We start from the raw sequence: 15,304 nt of genomic DNA, 5'->3' as shown, positions 1-15,304 counted from the left end.
TAATTAGACTAGTTAGCAACTAACTCCATAGCTCCATAAATTCCAGCTTGGTCACCAAGTTTAGCTAATTTAAATTCACATTCTGCATAAATGTCAGCAAATGAATTTCTCATAGCAGCTCGTTTAATTTGTGGCAAATATTGTTCACCAATAGCTTCCATAACTCCTCCACCTAATACTACCATCGAAGGATTTATCATATTAATAGCACTACCCAAACCAGCACCCAAATACTCCATTGCTTCGCTAAGAATATCATTTGCAATTTCATCATTTGCTTCGATTGCCTTTTTGATATGACTACTCTTAAGCTTTCCACCATTTTCAGTTACTAATTCAATAAGAGTACTTTTGATCTTCTTTTTTGCTAAGTTTTCAATCTTTTTCTCTATACCTACTTTACCAGCATATGCCTCTAAGCAACCTTGAGATCCACATCCTGGACAGTATGCTCCACCTTGTTTTATGATTGTGTGACCTAACTCAGCAGCTAAACCGCTATTACCACCATAGAGTTTACCATTTAGAACTAGTCCACCACCGATACCAGTACCAACAAAAGCTCCAACTATATCATCACAACCAACACCTGCTCCATATTTTGCTTCCCCTAAAATACCAACATTAACATCGTTATCTACTTCAGACTTAATCTTGTACCTATCTTCAACAACTTCTTTCAGATTAACACCATTAAGGTTTATGTTAACACTTCTACGAACAACAGATGTTCTTTTATCTATAAGCCCTGCTACACCAATACCTATACCATCAAGCTTCTTGTCTGAAGGAATTTCTGCGATTAACTTATCGATAACTTTAAATAATTGACCTATGACAATACTTGTTTCTTCTTTTGCTTTTGATTTAACTTTTGCCGTAGCTACTACTTTTTTACTTTCATCGAACAGTCCAGCAGCCATATTTGAACCGCCAATATCTACACCTATTAACATTACCAATTTCCTTCCAATCTATTAACTGCTATATCCATAGCTCCATAAACACCTGAGTTATCACCCAAAGTTGCGATTTTTAATTCACAAGCATCCAACATTGTCTTAAAAGCATATTTTGAGCATGAGTAATAGATAGCATCTAAATACTCACTCCCAATTGCTTCCATAACGCCACCACCAAACAATACAAGTGATGGATTCAAAAGATTTATATAATTAGCTACTGCAATACCTAAATTCGTCATTGCTAAGTTAACTATATCTTCTGCTACAGGATCTTTGACAGCTAATGCTTTTTTTAGGTGAGATCCTTTCAGTTTACCATTATTTTCTAGAACCAAGTCTATAAGCAAGCTTTTAATACCCTTTTTATGTAGATTTAGAATCCTATTTTCCATACCTACCTTACCTGCATATGTCTCTACGCAACCCTGTGAACCACAACTTTGACAATAAGTGCCTTCAGTATTAATAGTAACATGGCCAACAGCTCCTGCACCGCCGGTAACACCATATAGAAACTGATTATTTATAACTAGGCCACCACCAATCCCTGTGCCTGCAAATATACCAACGATATTTTCATGTCCCTTACCAACTCCATATTTCCACTCTCCGATGACACCTACATTTACATCATTTTCGACAAAAACAGGTACATTATCAAATTTTTGACTAACTCTTTTAGCTATATTTATACCGTTGAGATTAATATTTGCACTAAAGTTTAAAATACCATTTTTCGAATCAACAAAACCTGCTATACCAATACCTATAGCTTTTATTTTATCTCTTGTTGAATCATCAATTAATTTGTTAATAACTTTAAAAATTTGACCCAAAATCGTATCAGAATCACTTTTGCCTTTTGATTTTACCTTGGCTGTCTTAAGTAGATTTTTATGTTCATCAAAAACTCCTGCTGAAATATTACTACCGCCAATATCTAAACCTATGTACATAATTATACCTTCTCAAAAACAGCTATTGACTCAACATGCATAGTATGAGGAAACATATCCATGACTCCAGCACTAACTAGCTTATAACCTTTGTCATTTACTAAAATTCCAGCATCTCTGGCTAAAGTAGCCGTATCACATGACACATAAACAATACGCTCAACATCAAATTTTTCAATATTACTACAAACTTCTTGAGCCCCAGCTCTCGGTGGATCTAAAAGCATTTTGTTATATTCAAAATTATTAAACCACTCTTTATCTTCGAAACTTTCAAAAAGATTAGCCGCATAAAATTTAACATTATTAATACTATTACTAATAGCTGTTTCTTTAGCTCTACTAACCATTGTCTGCTCACCTTCTACGCCAATTACTGTTTTTGCATACTGAGAAATTGGCAACGTAAAGTTTCCTAAACCACAAAACAAATCAATAATAGAATCATTTTCTGATATTTCTAAAAGATCAATAGCTCTTTTAATCATCTTTCTATTAATATCATTATTAACTTGAGTAAAATCATTAGGCTCAAAACCGATATTTATCCCAGTAACTGGTTGATAGCTTAACTTCTTGGGCTCAACATCTTCTTGTGGATATAGCCTAAAGATAGTATCAGGACCTTTTGATTGCAGATATATCCAGTAGCCATTTTCCAAACCAAAAGCTTTTAGCTTTTCGAGATCTTCATTCACGAATGGTTCAAGGTGGCGCACGATAAGCGCTGGTCTAGCATCATCAATTGCAATCTCTAATTGAGCTATATGCTGATATATAGAAAGTGTCTCTATAAAAGAGGCAATTTTCGTTAATTTCTCACCCACAAGAGGATTTAAGACTATACATTTATCTATATCAGCCAAAAATCTGCCATTACGTTCTCTAAAGCCTACTAAAATTTTGCCCTTTTTATTGACATATCTAACACCTAATCGTGCTTTATTACGATATCCTTCGGTTTTAGCTGTACATAATGGTTCTAAAACATTCTGAGGCTCTACACCCTGACCAATATATTTTAGCTGATTTAGCAAAGTTTGCTGCTTGTGCTCAATCTGAGCATCTGTAGACATATGTTGCAAACTACACCCACCGCACATTTCAAAATGTTCACATGGAGGGTTAACTCTATTAGATGATTTTTTAATATACTCAACTACCTTTGCTTCATCGAATTTTGCTTTTGTGAATGTATATTCAAACTTAACTACTTCACCGGGCAGTGTAAATGGAATAAAAGTTGTTTTACCATTAATCTTTGCTATTCCTCTACCATCATGGCTTAGAGCTATAATTTCACCTTCAAAAATACCCTCTTGAGGTTTCTTATATCTTCTAGATCTTCCCATAAAAAATTTCATCAAATCATATTACGACAATTGTATTTAATTACACTCACAAATACAACTCAAGGAATTACTTCAAATCCATAGCTTTTCCATCATATGCAGCGACATGACCTGGAGCAAACTTATATACACCTGCTGCCGAGTGAGAGAAAATCATATCAACCTTACCACTATTTGATAATCCAGATATTTTCTGAGGGTAAATAGCAAAGTTAACCTTTCCTAATGATGATGATAATAATTTAATCTGGCCGGCCTCTGGTTTTGTATCCAAAGGTTTAGTTGGACCATATACTCCACCAATATTTGCATATACATCATATTTAACACCCTGTTGCAGTTTTTCTGGTACGAATATAAACATATTAGAACCCTTCATGCTCTCTGCACCAAACCCAGCAGCAAACCATCCACTACCGCCTTCTTGCCAGTCACTATTTTTACTCATATCAACACTCAAAACAGCACATATATGATCTTCATATTGTGAATATTCAAAGGTCATGTCTCTCATATTAATAGTTTGATATTTCAAATCAGCTGGGCACACTGTAGTACCCGAATCATCTGCATAAGACAATGAACAAATACTCAAAGATAAAAACAACGAACTAAATAATATTTTTTTCACATTAACTCCTATCTACATTATCTATGTAAATTTTAGCACACAAAAACATAATAATCTTAAAGATAGTGTATATGAAAAAACATTAGACATAAAAAAAGCGACTAATGTCGCTTTTTTAAATCGTGGTGGGTGCTGAGGGGTTCGAACCCCCGACCCTCGCCTTGTAAGGGCGATGCTCTCCCAGCTGAGCTAAGCACCCGATATCTGACAATTATACAGCCTTATAAAAACAAGTCAAGCTTTTTATATAGATTTTATTAGCCTTCTATTTCATTTCTTAAGATTTGTTCTGGAGATATTTCAGATTCTGCTATTTCTCTCAATGCTACCACAGTAGCCTTTTCTCTTTTTTCATTATCTACAGACTCTGAATAACCTTTTTTAAGTATATTATTCGCTCTCATCGAAGCTAAAACTACTAAATCAAACCTTGTTTCTACCTTATCTAAGCAATCTTCAACCGTTACTCTAGCCATTTTTTACTCCATTTTTCTTCAATAATTGTTTTACTTTGTTATATATTATATCAATCACAGTTTTATTTTGAGCTCCATCAGGAACTATAATATCAGCTTTTCTCTTTGATGGCTCAATAAATTTTATATGCATAGGTCTAACTGTTTCTAAATACTGACTTATAACACTTTCAACACTTCGGCCTCTTTCATTTTGGTCACGCATAAGCCTTCTAATGAAACACAGATCAGATGGTGTATCCATATATACTTTGAAATCCATCATTTTTAGTAGCTTACGATCATTAAATAGCATAATGCCTTCAAGTATAATGACACTTACACCACCAGCGATCTCTTCTGACTTTTCTTTGACTCTTGAGTGAGTTGTATAGTCATAGTAAGGAATATGGATATCTTTACCCTCAACCAAATCAGCTAAATCTTTCCTTAAGAGTTTGTGATCAAAAGCATCTGGATGATCATAATTAATTTTATTAGCTTCTTCAAAGCCAACCATCTCTCCCCAGTTTTTATAATATCTGTCTTCAGAAATTACTGCTATTTGGTTTAGATGTTTTGATTTTAATTTTTTTATAATTTCATTTGAAAATAAAGTTTTACCGGAGCCAGATCCACCAACAATACCGATTATAAAAACATCGCCTTTACCAGCCATTATTTTTTACCTTATAATTCTATTTTTGGTTGACTTTTAACTAAATGATCCAGTTCTTTTAATAAGCTTAAAAACTCTTTTATTTTATACATCGGGAATGAATTTGGACCATCACTTAATGCTTCTTCTGGCTTTGGATGAGTCTCCATAAAAAGACCATCAATACCGACTGCCATAGCAGCCTTTGATAGAACAGGTACAAATTCTCGTTGACCACCTGATGAGCTACCTTGTCCACCTGGTAATTGCACTGAATGAGTAGCATCAAACACTACGGGGCAACCTGTATCTTTCATTATCTCAAGAGAGCGCATGTCTGAAACCAAATTATTGTAGCCAAAGCTTACACCTCTTTCACAAACCATGATCTGCTCATTACCGGTAGATTTTGCCTTAGTAACAACATGTTGCATGTCCCAAGGAGCTAGAAATTGACCTTTCTTGATATTTACAGGTTTGCCTTGCTTACATACATCTAGTATAAAATTTGTCTGACGACACAAAAAAGCTGGCGTCTGCATCACATCAACAACTTCTGCTACTTCAGCAAAAGGAGTATCTTCGTGGACATCTGTAACAACTGGTACATTATAGGTTTTTTTAACTTTAGATAAAATCTCAAGACCCTTATCAACACCAAGACCTCTAAAACTGTTAATAGAAGAACGATTCGCCTTATCAAAAGATGACTTATATACAAAATTAATGCCTAAATCATTAGTGATCTCAGCTAGATACCCAGCTGTATCCATAGCCATTTGTTCTGATTCAATCACACACGGCCCAGACATCAAGAAAAATGGCTTACCATTTCCCACTTCAAAATTAGCAATTTTCATAAAACATTTCTACTTTAAATAAGTTTGATTACGATTAAATATTATACAGAAAAAGATGAACCACAACCACATGTTGTTTTCGCATTTGGATTTCTTATCACAAAATAAGCTCCTTCAACATCATCTTTATAGTCAACATCAGCCCCAACTAAATACTGAAAGCTCATAGAATCAACAAGAAGGCGAACACCATTTTTCGTAACAATCATATCATCTTCTTTTATCTCATTATCAAATGCGAAAGCATATTGAAATCCTGAACATCCACCACCAGTTATATAAACTCTAAGACTAAGAGAGTTATCTCCCTCTTCTTCAATTAGCTCTTTAACCTTTAAAGATGCCGATTCTGTAAAGTTGATTGGATCAACACTTTGAACTACTTCACTCATAAAATTACCTCGCTACAAGAGAAAGTTTAACTCTACCACCTCTGTCTATATTTTGAACCAAGACTTCTAAGCCCTGACCCTCGACTAATGAATTAGTTTTCATACCAGCTTGTTCAATTTCTGAGAATGGTAAATATCCATCTTGACTACCAAGAAGATTAACAAATGCGCCAGAGTCTAAAAGCTTAACAATCTTACCCTTGTAAATTTGCCCTTCTTCAACTTCAGCAACAATTTCTTCAACTATAGATTTAGCCAAATCTAATGATTTTTTATCTTTAGCAAATATTTTAACCTCACCAGAGTCACTAGTATCAATTTGAGCTCCAGTTTTTTCTACGATACCTTTTACAACAGATCCACCTCGACCAACAACATCTTTTATCTTAGCTGGGTTTATATTCATGACATGAATTTGTGGAGCAACATCAGAAACAGATTCTTTGTGCTCTCTTATTACTTCATTCATAATCCCTAAGATATGCAACCTACCTGTTCTAGCTTGCTCAAGTGCTTGCTCAAGAATCTCTCTAGAGATGCCTTTGATTTTGATATCCATCTGAAGTGCTGTAACACCATATCTAGTACCAGCAACTTTGAAATCCATATCTCCCAAATGATCTTCATCACCTAATATGTCTGATAAAACTGCATATTTTGCGCCATCTTTGATAAGACCCATAGCAATACCTGCAACTGGCTCAGCTATTGGTACACCTGCGTCCATCATAGATAAAGATGAGCCACAAACAGTTGCCATGGAACTAGAGCCATTTGACTCCAATATTTCCGATACTATTCTTACGACGTATGGATAAGCGGTTTCATTAGGAAAAACCGCTTGTGTTGCGCGTTTAGCTAGATTTGCATGACCAACTTCGCGACGCTTCGGAGCCATACCCACCATACCACACTCCCCTACAGAGTATGGAGGAAAGTTATAATGAAGCATGTATCGTGATTTTTCCATACCATCTAAAGATTCTACAAGCTGGGCATCTCTATCGCTACCGAGAGTTGTAACCACTAAAGCCTGTGTCTCACCTCTAGTAAATAGAGCTGAACCATGCACGCCTGGCAATACACCAACTTTTACATTGATAGGTCGTATTGTTTCCGTACATCTTCCATCAATTCTTGGCTTACCATCTAAAATATTTGATCTAACAAGATCCTTTTCAATATCATGGAAAGCTTCTAAAATTTCTTTTTCAGTATATTCATTACCATCAACATCACTCGAGAATATATGTTCTAAAACATTTTTTCTTACTTCATTAAGCTTAATATTTCTCTCTTGCTTAGATGCTATTGTATATGCGTTTTTGATTTCACCAAAGAAATGTGACTTAATCTGAGATTTTAACAACTTATTTATCTCATAAATTGTATATTCTATACGTGGCTTTGAAGCTACTTTAACAAGTTTATTAATAGAGCTAATAATAGTTCTAAGATGTTTGTGTGCATATAGGATACCACCGAGCATCACAGATTCTGGCAAACTATTAGCTTCTGACTCCACCATTAGTATTGCATCATCAGTACCAGAAACTACTAAATCAAGATCAGACTCTTTTAAATCTGCTTTATTAGGATTAAGAATATACTTACCATTAGTATAACCAACTCTTACACCAGCAATAATATCATCATAAGGCGCTCCTGATATTGCTAAAGAAGCAGATGCTCCTATTAGTGCCAACATATCTGGTGAAAATGTCCCATCATAAGATAAAACTGTAGCTACAATTTGAATCTCATTAAAAAATCCATCAGGAAATGATGGTCTTATAGATCTGTCTATTAATCTAGAAATAAGAATCTGTTCTTCAGAAGGTCTTCCCTCTCTTCTTAAGAAGCCTCCAGGTATCTTACCTGCTGCGTATGTTTTCTCTAAATAGTGTACCGACAATGGAAAGAAATCAGCACCTGCTGATACTGATTTTTTAACTACTGTAGTTACCAATACAACATTATTACCACAACTTACAGTCACAGACCCATCTGCTTGACGAGCCATACCACCTGTTTCTAGAACTATTTCTTTGTTACCTAGTTCAAAGACTTCTCTAAATATTTTCACAGTTTAACCTTATATAATTATTTGATTTAATGACGTAAGAACGATTAGGATGAAATTATTATCTACGTAAGTTTAATTTCTTGATTAGAGCACGGTATCTTTCTACATCTTTACCATGTAAATAGTCTAATAATTTACGACGTTGACTTACTAACCTTAAAAGACCTCTTCTTGAGTGATTATCTTTTTTGTGAGTTGCAAAGTGTCCTTGCAAGTCGTTAATTCTAGCAGTTAAAAGAGCAACTTGCACTTCAGGTGAACCAGTATCGCCTTCAGACTGCTGATTTTCTTTAATAATATTTTGCTTATCTTGAGTTGTTAACATAACATTTCTCCATTTGTTTTCTATTAGTTAATGTGTACGACAAACCGCACAAAGGAACAGTTTACCGGTTAAAGATTATATACCATTAAAGCAAAAAAGACAAAAGATTTAGTTACCAATCTTATCAGGCCTAATGCCCAATATTTGCAAACTATTAAGTGCCACATCAGCAAAAACTGGAGCGGCTACAGAACCTCCTCCGTACTTATCACCTTTAGGATCTTTTATTGTAACAACAATAGCCAACTGTGGATCACTAGCTGGCACGACACCAACGAAGCTTGCCAAATATTTCGCACCATACGTCCCTCCTGACAGCATCCTAGCCGTACCTGTTTTACCTGCAACATGGTATAAAGGAATTTGCGCTTTTGCTCCTGTCCCACCAACCCCTTCAACAACAGATTGCATCATACTAACCATTTCTTCAGAAACTTTTTTAGATGCTACCGGCCTAGAGTCAATTTCTTCTCCAGCTCTTCTTTTAAGAATTGTTGGCTTAATATACTTACCATCATTGGCAATTGCTGAAACTCCAGCAACTAGCTGAAGATCTGTTGCATTCATACCATACCCAAAAGATAAAGTTGCTAGCTGAAAATCTCCCCACTTATCTTTAGCTGGGACAAATCCATCACGCTCACCAGGTAGTTGTATACCTGTTTTATCACCAAATCCGAAGTTCCTAAGTGATGGTTCAAGTATTGTAGGATCAGTTAGGCTCAATATCATCTTTGATATACCAACGTTACTAGATTTCATAAGGATATATCTTAGATCTTCTTCACCATAATCCCTTTCATCTCTCACAGTATTTTTACCAATACGATAATAGCCTGGGTGCGAATTGATAATAGGTTGCTCTGGTGTCACATTATCACCATAAATAAGCGCAGTAGCCGCTGCAAAGACTTTCATTACCGAACCCAACTCATACACATCAGTAATAGCTCGATTTCTGCGTCTATCAGGATAAGCATCTGCCATACTATTAGGATTATACGAAGGATAATTAGCCATAGCTAATATCTCACCTGTATGAATATTTTCAATAATAACTGAACCTGCTTCAGAATTCGTCTTGATCACGCCTTTTTTCAGATACTTATATGCAATGTACTGTAGTCTAGAGTCAATACTTATTTGAAGATTATGACCATTTTTAGGCATTATAAAGTTATCTTCAACTTTTGCAACACCACCATGTAAATCTTTCTTATACTCGAAATATCCATCTTGTCCTGTCAAAAACTTATTAAATTCTAGCTCTAGACCTTCTTGACCTTTACCATCAACATTAGTAAAACCAACAATATGGGACGCAACCTCAGCCATTGGATAATATCTCTTAAATTCACGTATCACATGAATACCTGTAATATCCAAATCCTTAACTTTTTGTGATAAATATGGCTGAACTTTTCTCTCAATATAGACGAAGCCACTCCTTCCTTCTCTGACTTTAACTTGTCTTTCTATCTTTTCTCTTTTTTCTTTAGATAGTTTTAAAATACTCATAACTTCTTTCAATTCAGAGCTATCTGCACTGACATAGTAAGGGTCAACCCAAATGGTATCAACCGGAGTACTTATAGCCAAAGGATTACCATTTCTATCAAGAATTATGCCTCTATATGATTTTATATCTATACTTCTATCACTACGATTATCACCTTCTTGCTTAAGTTTAGGATACTGAATTGTTTCCATATAAATCAATTTGGCAAATAGGACTATAAAACTTAACAATAGCAATAGAATGACCACTAAGTGTCTTAATTTTGGTCTATAGCTATTCATTTGCAGAGCTCTCCTCTTGATTACTCAATGTACCTATACTCTTTCTAGTTGGTAAAGACATCTTTTCTTTTTCAGCAAATTTTTCTACAGCCGTAGGTGTTGCTAACGAACTGTACTCCAATACAATTTGACTCCACTGCTCATCTAATTGGGTCTGCTCAACAATTAGATCTTTACGCTCATTTAATAGAAGTTTAAACTCAAAACGTGTCACAATTAAAGCAAATGCTGTAAGCAATAACACAAATAAAAGTACAAATGCAATAGCCACCGTTTTCTTAAAAAAACTATTTTTTAACGACTCAAATAATCTTATCCGTATTTGACGGTTTGTTAGCATCATATCTTTTCAACAATCCTTAAAATAGCACTTCTAGAGCGAACATTTTGACTAAGCTCATCTTGATTTGCTTTAGCTTTTTTTGTAATCCACTTCATTTTTACTCCACTAGTATCTTGTGGAAGCAACTTAGAAATCCTATTTAACTCTTGTTTTGGATTAATAAGAGAAGTGAAATTTTGTTTAACTATACGATCCTCTAATGAGTGGAAAGAAATAGTAGCAATTCTTCCACCTTTTTTAACAACATCTAGAATATTTCCTAAAAGGAACTCTAAATCCTTAAGCTCATTATTAACATATATACGTAATGCTTGAAAACACCTTGTCGCAGGATTTTTTTTCTCTCTTTTACCAATGGTTGCTCGAATAAGGTCAGCTAACTGGTGTGTTCTAGTTATGCTTCCATTCTCAGCTATATAGTCTTTAACTCTTAGAGCAATTTTTTTTGCAAAACGTTCTTCACCATAAACCTTAAAGATGTAGGCTAACTCATCTACTGATAACTCTTCTAAAGCTTGGCTAGCAGTAAGGCCTTTTGATGTGTCCATTCGCATATCTAGTGGACCATCATGCGTAAAGCTAAACCCTCTATTAGCATTATCTAATTGAGGAGAAGAAACTCCTAAATCCATAATGACACCATCAATCTCACCTAGAAGATTATTCTGAGAACAATAATCATAAATACTAGCAAAACTTGCATGAACTATCTGGAAACTTTCAAACTGGAAATTTTCTTTTGCATAATTTATAGCATCCAAATCCTTATCAAAAGCAATAAGCTTTCCAGATGTTAGTCGATCCAATATAGCTTTTGAATGCCCGCCCCTGCCAAATGTTGCATCGATATAAATACCATTTGGCTTTATATCCAAACCATCTACAGACTCTCGAAGTAAAACTGAGAAATGCATCTAACCTATGCCTTAACTAGTTCATTAGTGAGCTTTTTAGCCTTAGAAAAGTCTGTCTTCCCAGAGCCTAATTTAGGTATTGATATAACCTTGAAATAGTTGGTTGGCTTATAAAGATTTTCAATGCCAGAGTGTCTTACGATCTCTTTCAACTCAGTTGGTTCTAAGTCTTCTAGATTATATAGTAAGTTAATAATCTCGCCTCTTTTAGTATCTGATGTAGCCACAGCTAAAACCTCAAAATCAATTTTATGAGAATCATACCCCTTTTCTCTCAAAGCATCATAGACTTTTTGCTCCAAAAGTCCCAAACTCACCATTTCACCAGCAACTTTTGCAAACCTGGAGTACCTATCAACTACCGTTAAATAACCTTCGCCATCAATCTTACCCTTATCTCCTGTTATGTACCACTTATATCCATATTTCTCGATCATAACCTCATTAGTTTTTTTAGGATCATTAAGATAGTAATCCATCTTATTAACACCGCGGTATATAATCATGCCCTCTACACCAATAGGTAGCTCTTCATGAGACTCAGGATGTATAATTTTGAATTGACCACCAGGAACTGTCAAACCTACAGTACCTATTTTATTTGGCGACTTAGTTGGTCTATTAACAGCAGCTACTGGTGAAAGTTCGGTAGTCCCATATCCTTCATTAATAACCTTATCAAACTTGTCTTCGAACATAGTACGTACTTCTTTAGAGAGTTTTTCAGCACCTGTAATAATTAGCCTAAGTGTTGTAAGATCTTCTTTTTTGACTGCTTTATTTTTGGTATAAATTCTTAAAAATGTTGGTGTCGCACACAACACTGTAGTTTTATTTTTTTTGATTAAATTAGCAACTCCTTTAGCATCTGTTGGATCTGGATGGCATGCTATATACCCCCCTTGAAACAGAGAAACTAGTGAAATCGTAAGGCCAAAAGCATGAAATATAGGCAAAATCCCTGCCACAGAATCATTCTCTTGGCACTCGATAACATTTGTGCTTTGATAAACATTTGCAAGAAGGTTTTTATACTTGATTGCAATACCTTTAGGCACCCCTTCACTACCACTACTAAATATTATAAAGGCTAAGTCATCTAGCTTAGTTGGCTTAAGGTATTTTTTAACTAACCATGACGCAGGTAACATTTTGATTTGCAAGAATGTTTTTATTGACTCAGCTTTGGTTATTTTTGCTTTGATATCCTCCAAATATACAATCTTGCACATCGAAAAAATCTCTTCAACAAAAAAACCTTTGTGAGTTAATTTCTCAACAAATGCTCTAGAAGTAATTATTGTTTTAATTCCTGCATTATTAATAGCATGTCTTAATGCTTCCTCTGAAGCTGTATAATTTAGATTAACTATTGCCTTTGCACTCATCATTAATGCTAATATCGCCAAATAACCGCCTGCGCTTGTAGGTAAACAAACACCAACATTATCTTCTTGCTTAGTAATTTCTTGAAGTTTTTTGGACATCAATGCTGCCCCTGTCGCAAACTTGTAGCCATCTAAAGTGACACCTGTCGTATCAGTTAATACCAAGTTACTTTTAGCGTTTAACATTTGCCTAAACCAAATCTCAGCAGGAGCCTTCAAAAGAGCTAAATACTCCTCCCAAGCTTTCACAGAAAGATCATCCATCTCCTCATTTAGACTTCTCAAACTTTTAAGTTTAGCGATATCAAAAAACACCTGTCTATCTAAATTTTTACGGTCTGAAAAATATGGCATCTCAGGTCCACATACAAACAACAAGAATCTATTATCATTTTGCTCAACCTGAGAAATAAAACTCTTGTCCACAATAAGTGCACCTTGATGATCCCAAAAACTAATATCATCAATATATTTTATTTCAGCATTTGCTATAGCTTTTTCAAAACATCTAACTCTAGTATCAAAGTGGCCCAAAACCGTTATCGTTTTTTCTTTCAGAAAACTCTTTAAAGCTAGTATCGTGATTATTGAAGTATCATTCGCAATAATTATAGAACCATTTATGATTTTGCTAAAGTCTATCTGTTTATTGCAGTCATATATGTAAGATTGATTTAATTTTTTATGTATAGAAGATTTAAGCTGTTTTAGGCGCATTTTTATACCAGTATTAGTTGTAATAATAAGCTCATAGATAACCTATTATGTTATCATATAGTAATCTTAATTTTTATAGTAATATTAAATTTATGCCTGAACTTCCTGAAGTAGAGACTGTCAAAAGAGGTTTAACCAAAAATATTATTAACAAAAAGATTAAAAGCATACAGATAAATACAGATAAGCTTCGCTACCCCATAGATAAAGTTCAACTTCTATCACTAAAAAGTAAAGTAGTGAAAGATGTCCAAAGAAGAGGCAAACACCTAATTATTTTTATGGAAGATAACTTGCAGTTAATTATTCATCTTGGTATGTCAGGTGTTGTCAAAATTATAAATACCTCTGAATATGATAAGATCAAACATGACCACATTATCTTAGAATTATCTGATAACCTAAGTCTAGTCTACAATGACCCACGTAAATTTGGATACTGGCTAGTCAACACAAACGAAACACCACTACAACATAAAGTTTTAGCAACTCATGGCGTTGAACCCTTAACAGATGATTTCAATGTCAAATACTTGATATCTAAACTAAAAAAAACTACTAGAAAGATCAAACAAACTATCATGGATAATAGCATAGTTGTTGGTGTAGGAAATATATATGCTAGTGAAGCATTATTTGATAGTAATATTCTACCTACAAGAGCTTCTAATACTATCACAAAAAAAGAGGCTGAAAAGCTTTTAACTTCAATTAAGAAAATACTTGATAAAGCAATTGCAGAAGGTGGTACAACACTCAAGGACTATAAAAATACAGAAGGTAAACCTGGCTACTTCACGCAACAACTCAATGTTTATGGTAGAGCCAATCAAAACTGTCATATCTGTAACACTAAAATTGAAAGTTTAGTGATAGCTCAAAGGAATACATTCTTTTGCAAAAAATGTCAAAAATAAGACTACATATTTAGAAAGTACTTATGCACAGAAGAATCCTCAGTCAACTCAGGATGAAAACTACTCACTAAAATATTATCTTGCCTAACTAATACAGGCGAATCATCAAATTTAGCCAATACCTCAACATTATTGCCTAGTCTAGTAAATTTTGGGGCTCTAATAAATACAGCTTTGATAGAATTACTCATAAAGCCCAAGTCTGTGGCAAAACTATCAACCTGACGACCATAGCCATTTCTCTCTACCTCCAAATCTATAAGACTTAAATACTCAGAGCCTTTTGATAGAATTATACTACCTGCACAAGTTCCAAAAACTGGTTTTCGTGAGCAAAAATCTTGTAATTCATCAAAAATTTGATGCTTATTCAAAAGATTTAGTAATGCTGTACTTTCTCCTCCGGGAATAATAAGCCTATCAATTTTATCAAAATCATTTGCAAATTTGACTAACTTAACCTCTGCCCCCAAAGATTCAAGCATCTCAGCATGCTTTTGGAACCCACCTTGAATAGCTAGTACGCCCACATTCACAGACATATT

The 15,304-nt window shown here is 34.5% G+C and carries 16 protein-coding genes and 1 tRNA gene; 1 reads left to right on the top strand and 16 read right to left on the bottom strand.

Going from position 1 to position 15,304, the window contains the following annotated elements:
* Positions 1-8 precede the first annotated feature (8 nt).
* The 15 genes from F3D59_RS03335 to F3D59_RS03265 all read right to left on the bottom strand — a co-directional run bounded on the left by F3D59_RS03335 (position 9) and on the right by F3D59_RS03265 (position 13,842).
* Positions 9-956 (bottom strand): ROK family protein, encoded by a 948-nt coding sequence (locus F3D59_RS03335; protein WP_146421092.1) that lies wholly within the window; start codon positions 954-956, stop codon positions 9-11.
* Complete coding sequence (locus tag F3D59_RS03330; protein WP_150463789.1) at positions 956-1,921, bottom strand: ROK family protein; 966 nt, start codon at positions 1,919-1,921, stop codon at positions 956-958. The genes F3D59_RS03335 and F3D59_RS03330 overlap by 1 nt, the downstream gene beginning before the upstream one ends.
* Positions 1,922-1,923: 2 nt before the next feature.
* Positions 1,924-3,273, bottom strand: a complete 1,350-nt coding sequence (gene rlmD, locus F3D59_RS03325) for a 23S rRNA (uracil(1939)-C(5))-methyltransferase RlmD (protein WP_150463788.1) — start codon at positions 3,271-3,273, stop codon at positions 1,924-1,926.
* A 67-nt stretch (positions 3,274-3,340) separates the two neighbouring features.
* Positions 3,341-3,904, bottom strand: a complete 564-nt coding sequence (locus F3D59_RS03320; protein WP_150463787.1) for a hypothetical protein — start codon at positions 3,902-3,904, stop codon at positions 3,341-3,343.
* Between the two features lie 123 nt (positions 3,905-4,027).
* Positions 4,028-4,103 (bottom strand) — tRNA-Val (locus tag F3D59_RS03315).
* A gap of 58 nt (positions 4,104-4,161) precedes the next feature.
* Entirely contained in the window at positions 4,162-4,380 is a 219-nt protein-coding gene (rpoZ, locus tag F3D59_RS03310; RefSeq protein ID WP_013923481.1) for a DNA-directed RNA polymerase subunit omega, read from the bottom strand.
* Positions 4,373-5,038, bottom strand: a complete 666-nt coding sequence (udk, locus tag F3D59_RS03305) for a uridine kinase (protein WP_013923482.1) — start codon at positions 5,036-5,038, stop codon at positions 4,373-4,375. Before udk ends, rpoZ begins: the two co-directional genes overlap by 8 nt.
* 11 nt (positions 5,039-5,049) lie before the next feature.
* Entirely contained in the window at positions 5,050-5,877 is an 828-nt protein-coding gene (kdsA, locus tag F3D59_RS03300; protein WP_013923483.1) for a 3-deoxy-8-phosphooctulonate synthase, read from the bottom strand.
* 41 nt (positions 5,878-5,918) lie between these two features.
* Positions 5,919-6,269, bottom strand: a complete 351-nt coding sequence (gene erpA, locus F3D59_RS03295; protein WP_150463786.1) for an iron-sulfur cluster insertion protein ErpA — start codon at positions 6,267-6,269, stop codon at positions 5,919-5,921.
* 4 nt (positions 6,270-6,273) lie between these two features.
* On the bottom strand, positions 6,274-8,355 hold the full coding sequence (pnp, locus tag F3D59_RS03290) for a polyribonucleotide nucleotidyltransferase (RefSeq protein ID WP_150463785.1): 2,082 nt from the start codon (positions 8,353-8,355) through the stop codon (positions 6,274-6,276).
* 58 nt (positions 8,356-8,413) lie between these two features.
* Positions 8,414-8,680: a 30S ribosomal protein S15 gene (gene rpsO, locus F3D59_RS03285; protein WP_004288130.1), complete on the bottom strand. Its 267-nt coding sequence runs from the start codon at positions 8,678-8,680 to the stop codon at positions 8,414-8,416.
* A gap of 108 nt (positions 8,681-8,788) precedes the next feature.
* The gene (locus F3D59_RS03280) at positions 8,789-10,480 is read right to left on the bottom strand and encodes a peptidoglycan D,D-transpeptidase FtsI family protein (RefSeq protein WP_150463784.1); all 1,692 of its coding nucleotides are present in this window, start codon (positions 10,478-10,480) and stop codon (positions 8,789-8,791) included.
* Positions 10,473-10,823 carry a cell division protein FtsL gene (gene ftsL / locus F3D59_RS03275; RefSeq protein ID WP_041263817.1) on the bottom strand — a complete coding sequence of 117 codons (351 nt, stop codon included), beginning with the start codon at positions 10,821-10,823 and terminating at the stop codon, positions 10,473-10,475. The genes F3D59_RS03280 and ftsL overlap by 8 nt, the downstream gene beginning before the upstream one ends.
* Positions 10,820-11,737: a 16S rRNA (cytosine(1402)-N(4))-methyltransferase RsmH gene (gene rsmH / locus F3D59_RS03270; RefSeq protein ID WP_150463783.1), complete on the bottom strand. Its 918-nt coding sequence runs from the start codon at positions 11,735-11,737 to the stop codon at positions 10,820-10,822. The genes ftsL and rsmH overlap by 4 nt, the downstream gene beginning before the upstream one ends.
* Positions 11,738-11,742: 5 nt before the next feature.
* Positions 11,743-13,842 (bottom strand): AMP-binding protein, encoded by a 2,100-nt coding sequence (locus tag F3D59_RS03265; RefSeq protein ID WP_150463782.1) that lies wholly within the window; start codon positions 13,840-13,842, stop codon positions 11,743-11,745.
* Positions 13,843-13,934: 92 nt separating this feature from the next.
* Between F3D59_RS03265 and mutM the strand changes: the two genes are divergently transcribed.
* Complete coding sequence (gene mutM, locus F3D59_RS03260) at positions 13,935-14,759, top strand: bifunctional DNA-formamidopyrimidine glycosylase/DNA-(apurinic or apyrimidinic site) lyase (protein WP_191092424.1); 825 nt, start codon at positions 13,935-13,937, stop codon at positions 14,757-14,759.
* A 2-nt stretch (positions 14,760-14,761) separates the two neighbouring features.
* On the opposite strand, the gene pdxT is transcribed toward mutM, so the two are convergent.
* The gene (gene pdxT / locus F3D59_RS03255) at positions 14,762-15,301 is read right to left on the bottom strand and encodes a pyridoxal 5'-phosphate synthase glutaminase subunit PdxT (protein ID WP_150463780.1); all 540 of its coding nucleotides are present in this window, start codon (positions 15,299-15,301) and stop codon (positions 14,762-14,764) included.
* Positions 15,302-15,304: the final 3 nt, after the last annotated feature.

The sequence above is a fragment of the Francisella sp. XLW-1 genome (assembly GCF_008711455.1).
Lineage (GTDB): Bacteria > Pseudomonadota > Gammaproteobacteria > Francisellales > Francisellaceae > Francisella > Francisella salimarina.
This window is presented reverse-complemented; position numbering and strand designations above follow the sequence as displayed.

Excerpts from the sequence above, each read along its gene's own strand:
- F3D59_RS03335 (WP_146421092.1), bottom strand. The coding sequence starts at position 956 with ATGTTAATAGGTGTAGATATTGGCGGTTCAAATATGGCTGCTGGACTG.
- F3D59_RS03330 (WP_150463789.1), bottom strand. The coding sequence starts at position 1,921 with ATGTACATAGGTTTAGATATTGGCGGTAGTAATATTTCAGCAGGAGTT.
- rlmD (WP_150463788.1), bottom strand. The coding sequence starts at position 3,273 with ATGGGAAGATCTAGAAGATATAAGAAACCTCAAGAGGGTATTTTTGAA.
- rpoZ (WP_013923481.1), bottom strand. The coding sequence starts at position 4,380 with ATGGCTAGAGTAACGGTTGAAGATTGCTTAGATAAGGTAGAAACAAGG.
- udk (WP_013923482.1), bottom strand. The coding sequence starts at position 5,038 with ATGGCTGGTAAAGGCGATGTTTTTATAATCGGTATTGTTGGTGGATCT.
- kdsA (WP_013923483.1), bottom strand. The coding sequence starts at position 5,877 with ATGAAAATTGCTAATTTTGAAGTGGGAAATGGTAAGCCATTTTTCTTG.
- erpA (WP_150463786.1), bottom strand. The coding sequence starts at position 6,269 with ATGAGTGAAGTAGTTCAAAGTGTTGATCCAATCAACTTTACAGAATCG.
- rpsO (WP_004288130.1), bottom strand. The coding sequence starts at position 8,680 with ATGTTAACAACTCAAGATAAGCAAAATATTATTAAAGAAAATCAGCAG.
- F3D59_RS03280 (WP_150463784.1), bottom strand. The coding sequence starts at position 10,480 with ATGAATAGCTATAGACCAAAATTAAGACACTTAGTGGTCATTCTATTG.
- ftsL (WP_041263817.1), bottom strand. The coding sequence starts at position 10,823 with ATGATGCTAACAAACCGTCAAATACGGATAAGATTATTTGAGTCGTTA.
- rsmH (WP_150463783.1), bottom strand. The coding sequence starts at position 11,737 with ATGCATTTCTCAGTTTTACTTCGAGAGTCTGTAGATGGTTTGGATATA.
- F3D59_RS03265 (WP_150463782.1), bottom strand. The coding sequence starts at position 13,842 with ATGCGCCTAAAACAGCTTAAATCTTCTATACATAAAAAATTAAATCAA.
- mutM (WP_191092424.1), top strand. The coding sequence starts at position 13,935 with ATGCCTGAACTTCCTGAAGTAGAGACTGTCAAAAGAGGTTTAACCAAA.
- pdxT (WP_150463780.1), bottom strand. The coding sequence starts at position 15,301 with ATGTCTGTGAATGTGGGCGTACTAGCTATTCAAGGTGGGTTCCAAAAG.